This window comes from Nocardiopsis sp. NPDC006198, assembly GCF_040613895.1.
Taxonomy (GTDB): Bacteria; Actinomycetota; Actinomycetes; order Streptosporangiales; family Streptosporangiaceae; genus Nocardiopsis; species Nocardiopsis tropica.
Genome location: NZ_JBEXSY010000115.1, coordinates 1 through 8679, shown reverse-complemented (window position 1 = coordinate 8679; position 8679 = coordinate 1). Strand labels below are relative to the sequence as shown.

Sequence of the window (8679 nt, the reverse complement as noted above, 5' to 3'; positions counted from 1 at the left end):
GATCCCGGGGGGGGTCCCGGGCGGGTGCGGGCCTCCCGCCCCGGGGCGGCCCCGCGGGGGGCGGGCCGGGACCCGGCGGGCCCCCCCCCCGGGCGGGGGGGGGCGCCCGGGGAAGGAGACCGACTCTAGAGCACCTTGGACAGGAAGGCCCGGGTGCGCTCGTGCCTGGGGGAGGAGAGCACCTCGGAGGGCACCCCGGACTCCACCACGAGGCCGTCGTCCATGAACACCAGGGAGTCGCCGACCTCGCGGGCGAACCCCATCTCGTGGGTGACGACCACCATGGTCATGCCTCCCCGGGCCAGGTCGCGCATGACGTCCAGGACCTCGCCGACCAGCTCCGGGTCGAGCGCGCTGGTGGGCTCGTCGAACAGCATGAGGGCCGGTTCCATGGCCAGCGCGCGGGCGATCGCCACGCGCTGCTGCTGGCCGCCGGAGAGCTGGTCCGGGTAGGCGTCCGCCTTGTCCGGCAGGCCCACGCGCTCCAGGAGCTCCAGGGCCTTGGCGGTGGCCTCCGCGTGCGGGACCTTCTTGACCTGCACCGGGGCCTCGATGATGTTGCCGACGACGCTCAGGTGCGGGAACAGGTTGAACCGCTGGAAGACCATCCCGATGTCGCTGCGCTGGGCGGCGATCTCGTTGTCGCGGAGTTCGTACAGGCGGCCGCGCTTCTGCCGGTAGCCCATGAGCTCCCCGTTGACCCACAGCCGTCCGGCGGAGAGCTTCTCCAGGTGGTTGACGCACCGGAGGAACGTCGACTTCCCCGACCCCGAGGGGCCGATGATGCACATGACCTCACCGCGCCTGACCTGGAGGTCGATGCCCTTGAGGACCTCCAGCCGCCCGAAGCTCTTGTGCACGTTGTCGGCCACCACGAGGGCGTCGGCGGGCAGCTCGGCGCCCTCGGCCGTCTCGATGACCCGGTCGCTGCTCTGCTCGCCCATCAGTGAGCCCCTCCGACGATGCGGCCACGGATCCCGCCGTACTGGCCGGGGTTGAACCTGCGCTCGATGAAGTACTGGCCGACCATCAGCACGCTGGTGATGGTGAGGTACCACAGGCAGGCGGCGACCAGCATCGGGAAGATCTGGTAGGTCCGGGACCCGATGGCCTGGAGCTGGTAGAACAGCTCGATGGTGACCGGCACGTACGCCAGCAGCGCCGTGTCCTTGAGCATGGCGATGGTCTCGTTGCCCGTGGGCGGGATGACGACCCGCATGGCCTGCGGCAGGGTGATCCGCCGCATGATCCTGCCGCGGCCCATGCCGAGGGCCTGCGCGGCCTCGGTCTGCCCCTTGTCGACGGACTGGAGCCCGGCCCGGATGATCTCGGCCATGTAGGCGCCCTCGGAGAGCGACAGGGCGAGCAGGCCCGCCACGTAGCCGCTCAGGAGGGTGCGGGTGTCGATCTCGAAGAAGCGGGCGTCGCCCTCCAGCCCGAGCCAAGGCATCCAGTAGTTGTCGAACGGCAGGCCGATGGCGATCGTGGTGTACAGGATGGCGATGTTGCCGAAGAGCACCGCCAGCACCAGGCGGGGCACACCGCGGAAGAACCAGGTGTACAGCCACGAGACCGCCATCAGGACAGGGTTCCCGGAGAGCCGCATCACCGCGAGGACGATGCCCAGGACGATGCCGATGAGCATCGAGAGCACGGTGGCGCTGATGGTGACCCACACGCCGCGGACCACCGGGTCCGAGAACATGTGCTCCAGCATGAACGGCCAGTTGAACGCGTCGTTCGTGAACAGCATGTGCACGAACATGGCGGCGAGGACCAGGATCACCGCCGCGGCGACCCACCGCTCCGGGTAGCGGACGGGGACGGCGGTGACGGGTTCGGTGGAGCGGCCCGGGGTCGGATTCGGCGACCCCGGACCGCTCACCGGTTCGGTCGGTGAGGACACAGGTCAGTCTTTCGCTCGGTGGATGTCTGTGGGGGTTGTGCCCCTACAGCTCGGGGTTCACCTCGGCGGTCTCCAGGACACCGGCCTCGACGCCCCACTCGCCCAGGATCTCGGTGTAGGTGCCGTCCTCGATGATGGCGTTGAAGGCCGCGGCGACGGCCTCGGCGAGCTCCGTGTCCTCCTTGTGGGTGAGGACGCCGTACGGGGCGGCGTCGTACTGCTCCCCGATGAGCTCCAGGACGCCCTCGCCGGTCTGCTCCAGCGCGTAGACGGCGGTGGGCATGTCGGCCAGGGACGCGTCGTTGACCCCGGAGACGACGGTCTCGGTCGCGAGCGGCTGGTTCTCGAACTTCTGGATGGTGATGGCCTCTTCGCCGGCCTCGACGCAGGCCTCGCTGCGCGCCTCGATGTCGGCGTCGTGGGTGGTGTCGGACTGGACCGCGATGCGCATGCCGCAGGCGTTGTCGGGGTCGACGTCCTGCGGGTTGCCGGTCTGGGCGAACCACTGGGTGCCCGAGGAGAAGTAGCTGATCATGTTGACCTGCTCCATGCGCTCCTCGGTGACGGTGAACGAGGACGAGCCCAGGTCGTAGGTCCCGGTGTCGACGCCGATGACGATGGAGTCGAAGGCGGTCGGCACCCACTCGGCCTCCAGGCCGAGCTTGCCGAGGGCCGCGGTGACCAGGTCCACGTTGAAGCCGAGGGCCGTCTCGCCGTCCTCGTCCAGGTACTCCCCGGGCGGGTAGGAGGCCTCGACGCCGATCGTGACGGAACCGGCCTCGGCGACGTCCGCGGGCACCAGCGCGGCGAGCTCCTCGTCGACCTCGACGGCGGGGGCCTCGGGCGTCGCGGTCTCCTCCGAGGCGCCGCCGTCCCCGCCGCACGCGGTCAGGGCCAGGACGCCGGCGACGGACAGGGCGCCCAGGGTGAGAGGCGCGGAGTGGGGCTTGAGCAGAGCCATCGTGGGGTCTCCTTCAGAGCACGGAGTGCCTGGTCGGAGGCGGGTTCGTGGCCCCACCGCCCGAGCCAAAACGACTATTGAGATCATTGTGCGACAAAAGCTGATAAGTCGGTGCCGTCCTATCGTGCCGACCCGCGATTTTCCTGTGGTCACCGTTGTGAGAGGATTGCGTAACGGGTCATCCCCGTGAGAGGCGACCGCGCAGTACTCGCATAAGAGTCCGGCGAAGAACGACTCACCCCCGGCGACACCACCGGTCATGGCCGACCGGCACCGGAGGAGAGCTCCCCTGGCACCTTCACTTCTTCGCGCGCGGTTCGCACCACTGCCAAGGTCCGCCCCCGTCATGGCCGACGGCCGGGTGGACACGCATACCGAGGGGTTTGAGTAGTGACGACCGTTTCGCGTACCCAAGACCAGCATTCCCACCTCGACGAGGACCCGGCCTTCGCGCTGCACCGCGGTGGCAAGCTCCACATCTCCTCCTCCGTCGACGTCCACGACCACGAGGGGCTGTCCCTCGCCTACACCCCCGGCGTCGCCCGCGTCTGCGACGCCATCGCCGAGACCCCCGAGCTCGTCGAGACCTACACCTGGAAGAGCAACCTGGTCGCCGTCGTCACCGACGGCACCGCGGTGCTGGGCCTGGGCGACATCGGCCCCGAGGCCTCCCTGCCCGTCATGGAGGGCAAGTCGCTGCTGTTCAAGCAGTTCGGCGACGTCGACTCCGTGCCGATCGCCCTGGGCTGCACCGGCGTCGACGAGATCGTCGAGACCGTGGTCCGGATGGCCCCGTCCTTCGGCGGGATCAACCTGGAGGACATCGCGGCCCCCCGCTGCTTCGAGATCGAGCGCCGGCTCCGCGAGCGCCTCGACATCCCCGTCTTCCACGACGACCAGCACGGCACGGCGATCGTCACGGTCGCCGCGCTGCACAACGCCGCGCGCCTGACCGGCCGCACGCTCGCCGACCTGCGCGTCGTCGTCTCCGGGGCGGGCTCCGCCGGGGTCGCCGTCACCAAGATGCTCATCGACGGCGGGATCGGCGACATCGCCGTCGCGGACTCCAAGGGCATGATCCACGAGGGCCGGGAGGGCCTGAACCCGGTCAAGCAGGAGCTGGCCGGGATCAGCAACAGGGCCGGGCTGAGCGGCTCCATCGAGAGCGCGCTCGCCGGCGCCGACGTGTTCATCGGCCTGTCCTCCGGGGAGGTCCCGGAGTCGGTCGTGGCCACCATGGCCGACGACGCGATCATCTTCGCGATGGCCAACCCCAAGCCCGAGGTGCACCCCGACGTCGCCCGCAAGTACGCGAGCGTCGTCGCCACCGGGCGCAGCGACTTCCCGAACCAGATCAACAACGTGCTGGCCTTCCCCGGCGTGTTCCGGGGGGCGTTCGACGCCCGCGCCACGGACATCACCGAGAACATGAAGCTGGCCGCGGCCGAGGCGCTCGCCGGACTCGTCGGCGACGACCTGGCCGCCGACTACGTCATCCCCAGCCCCTTCGACCCGCGGGTGGTCCCGGCGGTCTCCGCCGCGGTCGCCGCCCAGGCCCGCGAGGACGGGGTCGTCCGGCAGTAGGACCGCGCGGACCGGTCCGCGGCCGCGGGGCGGCCGCACCGGTCGGACGCGGCCGCGGGACGCACCACGCGGGACCGCGGTGACACGACGGGGCCCCGGCGCGCACGCGCCGGGGCCCCGTTCCCGTGTGCGGGGGCCCGGGGCCCGTACACGGGAACGGGGCGGCCGGTGGCGTCGAGCCGCCTCGGAGGACCCTGCCCGGCCCCGAGGTCCCGGCGGGCGCAGCCCGTCCCTCCCCTGGGCGCGGACGGCCCCGGCGCCTCCGGGGTGGGGCCGGCCCCACCCCGGAACCGGGGGAGGGGCGTAGGGCGGAGCCGGGGGTCGCGGCCGTAGGTTCTTCCAGGTCACCCGCGCCACCGAGGGCGCGGGCCCGAGTGAGGAGCCCCGCCGCCGATGAACGACCCCGACCCCGCTCCCGACGGGCTCCGCCCCCGCGTGCGGTGGGCGGCGAAGTCGCTGCCCGCCGTTCTCGCCGTCCTCGCCGCGGTCTGCGCGGTGACGGCAGCACCGCGCCCCTACGAGCTCGGAGCGCGGTCCGGCGGGGACACGGAGCTGGCCGCACAGGTCCGGGACGGGATCACCGACCCCACCGGCTACCACGGGTTGGCGGTCGCCGTCGTCGAACCGGACGGGTACGGCGCCCTCCGCGTGCGCACGGCGGAGCTGGGCGGTGCCGGGACCGGCGGCGATCCGGTGGGCCGACGGACCTTGTTCGGATCCGCCTCGGTCGCCAAGGTCCTCCCCGGGATGCTGCTCGCCGACATGGTCGACCGCGGCGAACTCACCCCGGACACACGCGTCGGCGACCTCCTGGACGGCCTCGACTTCGCCGACCCGGCCCTGTCGGGGGTCACGGTGGAGGAGCTGGCGACGCACACGTCGGGGCTGGACAGGGAGGAGACCAGCCTGCCCCAGACCCTGTGGCAGTTCGCCGCCAAGCGCCACCCCGAGCCCCCCGGCTCCGTCGAGGAGTTCCTGGAGGACGTCTCCGGGCGGGCGAGGGTCGACCCGGGGCTCCGGGGGGCCAACCACTACTCCAACACCGGCGTCGACCTGCTGGGGCACGCCCTCGCGGCCCGCGCGGGGGCCGACTACGCGGACCTGGTCCGGGAGAGGATCCTGGAGCCCCTGGACATGGACGACAGCGCGGTCTGGACCGACGGGGCCGGGCCGGGGTTCGGTGTGCACGACGCCGACCGCGGGCGCCCCCTCGTCCCGGACCGCGCCGAGGCCAACAGCCCCTCCGGCGGGCTGGTCACGACCGCGTACGACCTCGGCCTGCTCCTGGCCGCGGTGATGGACGGCTCGGCCCCGGGCGCCGGGGCGGTGCTGCCCGTCGCCCCCGGCGACGTCGAACGGCGCGACCAGGGCCTCGGCTGGTACGTGGAGACGCTGGGGGGCGTGCCGATCACCGGCCACGGCGGCAACGCCACGACCAACGGCCACACGGCGTGGATCGGCTACGCCGGCGACCGGGGCGCCGTCGTCCTGTCCGACACGCACCGGTTCAGCGAGGACATCGGCCTCAGGTTGCTCGGAGTCGAGGAGTCCAGCCCGGACAACGCGGCGGGGGAGCGGCTCTACGGAGCGGCCACCGCCCTTCTCGCGCTCGTGCCGGGCCTCCTCGCCCTGGGGTTCGCCGCCCGGCGCCGACCGGGGGTCCTGTGGCGCCGCCCCACCGACCGGCTGGGCCTGGTCGCCCACGGGCTCGCCGGGGCGGCGCTGCTCGAGTACGCGCGCCTCGCCGGGTTCTGGCACCTGGTATCCCCGTGGGCATGGGTGGCGGGGGTGTTCCTCCTGGCCGCGTCCCTGGCGGTGGGCGCGTACCGGTGGCCGGAGCTCCCGACCGCGCGGGGGACCCGGCGGTGGGCGCGGTGGGTGCTGGTGCTCCCCGTCGCCGCGGCGGGCACGGCCCTTCTGGCGGCCCTGGCCTCCCTCTGACCCCGCAGGGGCGGGGGAGGGGACACGACAGGGCCCGGCAGGCGCGCCCCCGCGACGCCTGCCGGGCCCCGATCGTTCGACTACCGGTCCTTGCCACCGCTCCCGTCGGCGGAGCCGCTCCCGGGTTCCGGGGCGTCGCCGCCCTCCGCGGCGCCGTCCGCGTTCCCGTCACCGGGATCGCCGACGGCCTCGCTCCAGGGGTCCCCTCCCGGGGCGGAGGGCATCGGCCGGGCCTCCGGCCCGTCCTGGGCCCGCTCCCCGGGAGCCGCGTGCGTCCCGGCCGGTCCGCCGGGGTCGCCGGAGCCCTCGGGGCCGGGGGCGTCCCCTGCGTCCCGTGCCTCCTCGGCGGCGTCCCCGGGCGTCCCGGGTCCGGCGCCGCCGTCCCCGGTCGGGCCCCAGTTCCGCGCGTCCCTGCGGATCACCTCGACCGTGTCGTCCAGGATGCGCCGGAGGTCGTGCGCCGCCGCCTCGCCGACGTGGCCCGCCTCGCGGACGACGTCGCGCACCCTGTCGCCGAAGTCGCGCAGCGCCCGGTCGAACTCCGGCCCCTCGGACCGGCGGTCGGAGTCGCCGCGGCTCCAGACCGCGCCGAACGCGCCGAAGCCCTGGGCGAAGCGCTCCCACTCGCGGGCCCAGCGGGGGCCGTCCTCGCAGCCCTGGTTCCCGGGTTCCTCCCGGGGGTCCTCCTGTCGGCCGGAGGACCCCTCCGACGGCTTGTCGGCCTCCGGGGCGCGCCGTTCCGACGCGCCGGCCTCCTCCGCGGAGGGGGCGGGCCCCGTGGCGTCGTCGGGACCGCGGTCGCTCCGGCCGCCCCCGGCCGGGGGCTCGGGGCGGCGCGCGCCGCCCGCGGCGAACTTCAGCTCCTCGCGCAGCGAGCTGATGGTGGCGCGCACGTCCTGCTTGACCGCCCGCGCGACGTCCCGGACGGAGTCGGTGAGCTCCTTCTCCAGGTCGTCGAGGTCGCCGCTGCGGCCGCGCAGTTCGGCGCGGCCCTTGTCCGTGAGCCGGTAGACCTTGCGGCCGCCCTCCTCGGTGTGGGTGACCAGCCCCTCCTCCTCCAGCCGCGCGAGGCGCGGGTAGATGGTGCCGGGGGAGGGCGAGTACACCCCGAGGAAGCGGTCGCGGAGCAGGCTGATGATCTCGTAGCCGTGCCGCGGGCTCTCGTCCAGCAGTTTGAGCAGGTAGAGCCGCAGTCTGCCGTGGCCGAAGATGGTGCTCATTCAGGCCCCCTCGGGGATCGCGGCCGGGGCCTCGGGCGCGCGCCGCAGCAGCGCGGTCCGCCCCGACGCGGAGTTGACGGTGATGGAGGCGGGGTCGACACCGCTGCCGATCTTTCCGCTGAGGATCGTCCTGGCCGGGGCGCTGCGCCGGTCCAGGCCGAAGTCGGAGTTCACGGGCGAGGTCGAGGTGCGCAGCTCGACGGTCGCCGAGGTGTCGGCGGGGACCCGCAGGGCGATCTCCCCGGACACCGAGTTGAGCCGCACCCGGCCGGCGGGCGCGATGTCGGTGTCGGCGAGCAGCTGGCCCGACACGGTCTTGGCGCTCAGCGCGGAGAGGCGGCCGCCGGCCACCGCCAGCTGGCCGCTGACGCTGTTGAACTTGAGGTTGCCGCTGGCGCCCCGCACGGCGGTGTTGCCCGAGACGGTGGCGATCTCGGTCTCGCCCGAGGCCTCGTCGAGGGTGATCTCGCCGGAGGCGGTCCGCAGCTGGCTGCGCGCGCTGATCCCCGCCGCCACGATGGGCGCGGTGGCCGTGGTGACCTCCACCGGGCAGTCGTGGGGAAGGCGCAGGTTGACGGTCGCCCTGCGGTGCTGCACGCGCTTGTAGGCGGAGAGCTGCATCGGGCGGAGCCGGTCCAGGAAACCGGGCCCGGTGAGGTCCTCGTACTGGATGGTGAGGATGCCCGCCTCCTGGGTGACCAGGAGGGGGTCGCCCACGATGTCGGTGACTTCGAAGGTGGCCGGGTCGTCGGTGGGCAGGATGTTGACGTGACCGCCGATGATCCGGACCCGCAACGCGACGATGCCGTCCAGGGTCTGGGTCATCGGCCTGTCGATGGTCCAACGCGCCATCGTGTGATCCCTTCGCTTGCTCTGTGCCTTCACGATATGTCGCGAGTGGGGGGAACTCAAGATATGTCGCGTAGTTTCGGGGGCGGTTCAGGGGGGAGCAGGGGTTCTCCCCGAGGCCGGTCCGGGGCCCGGGCCCCCGGCCCGCCGCCGGGGGCGGGGCGCCCGGGGGGGGGCCGCGGGGCGGGGCGCCGCGGCGCGCCGCCCCGCCGCGCCCC

Annotated in this window: 7 protein-coding genes; 2 read left to right on the top strand and 5 right to left on the bottom strand. The window is 73.4% G+C overall.

Annotation, left to right across the window (positions count from 1 at the left end):
• Positions 1–125 precede the first annotated feature (125 nt).
• From ABZ234_RS33525 to ABZ234_RS33515, 3 genes are read right to left on the bottom strand one after another with little or no spacing between them, the layout of a single operon-like run.
• Positions 126–944: an amino acid ABC transporter ATP-binding protein gene (locus tag ABZ234_RS33525; protein WP_355014720.1), complete on the bottom strand. Its 819-nt coding sequence runs from the start codon at positions 942–944 to the stop codon at positions 126–128.
• Entirely contained in the window at positions 944–1906 is a 963-nt protein-coding gene (locus ABZ234_RS33520) for an amino acid ABC transporter permease (RefSeq protein WP_267948360.1), read from the bottom strand. Before ABZ234_RS33520 ends, ABZ234_RS33525 begins: the two co-directional genes overlap by 1 nt.
• Positions 1907–1949: 43 nt before the next feature.
• Complete coding sequence (locus ABZ234_RS33515) at positions 1950–2867, bottom strand: ABC transporter substrate-binding protein (protein ID WP_355014719.1); 918 nt, start codon at positions 2865–2867, stop codon at positions 1950–1952.
• A 390-nt stretch (positions 2868–3257) separates the two neighbouring features.
• Between ABZ234_RS33515 and ABZ234_RS33510 the strand changes: the two genes are divergently transcribed.
• Together ABZ234_RS33510 and ABZ234_RS33505 are read left to right on the top strand one after the other, a co-directional pair.
• Positions 3258–4451 carry an NADP-dependent malic enzyme gene (locus ABZ234_RS33510; RefSeq protein WP_355014718.1) on the top strand — a complete coding sequence of 398 codons (1194 nt, stop codon included), beginning with the start codon at positions 3258–3260 and terminating at the stop codon, positions 4449–4451.
• Between the two features lie 393 nt (positions 4452–4844).
• Complete coding sequence (locus ABZ234_RS33505) at positions 4845–6392, top strand: serine hydrolase domain-containing protein (RefSeq protein WP_355014717.1); 1548 nt, start codon at positions 4845–4847, stop codon at positions 6390–6392.
• Positions 6393–6472: 80 nt separating this feature from the next.
• Here ABZ234_RS33505 and ABZ234_RS33500 read toward each other — a convergent pair whose 3' ends face one another.
• A complete protein-coding gene (locus ABZ234_RS33500) occupies positions 6473–7612 on the bottom strand; it encodes a helix-turn-helix transcriptional regulator (protein ID WP_355014716.1) in 1140 nt (379 codons plus the stop codon).
• Complete coding sequence (locus ABZ234_RS33495; protein WP_267948365.1) at positions 7613–8464, bottom strand: DUF4097 family beta strand repeat-containing protein; 852 nt, start codon at positions 8462–8464, stop codon at positions 7613–7615.
• Positions 8465–8679 lie beyond the last annotated feature (215 nt).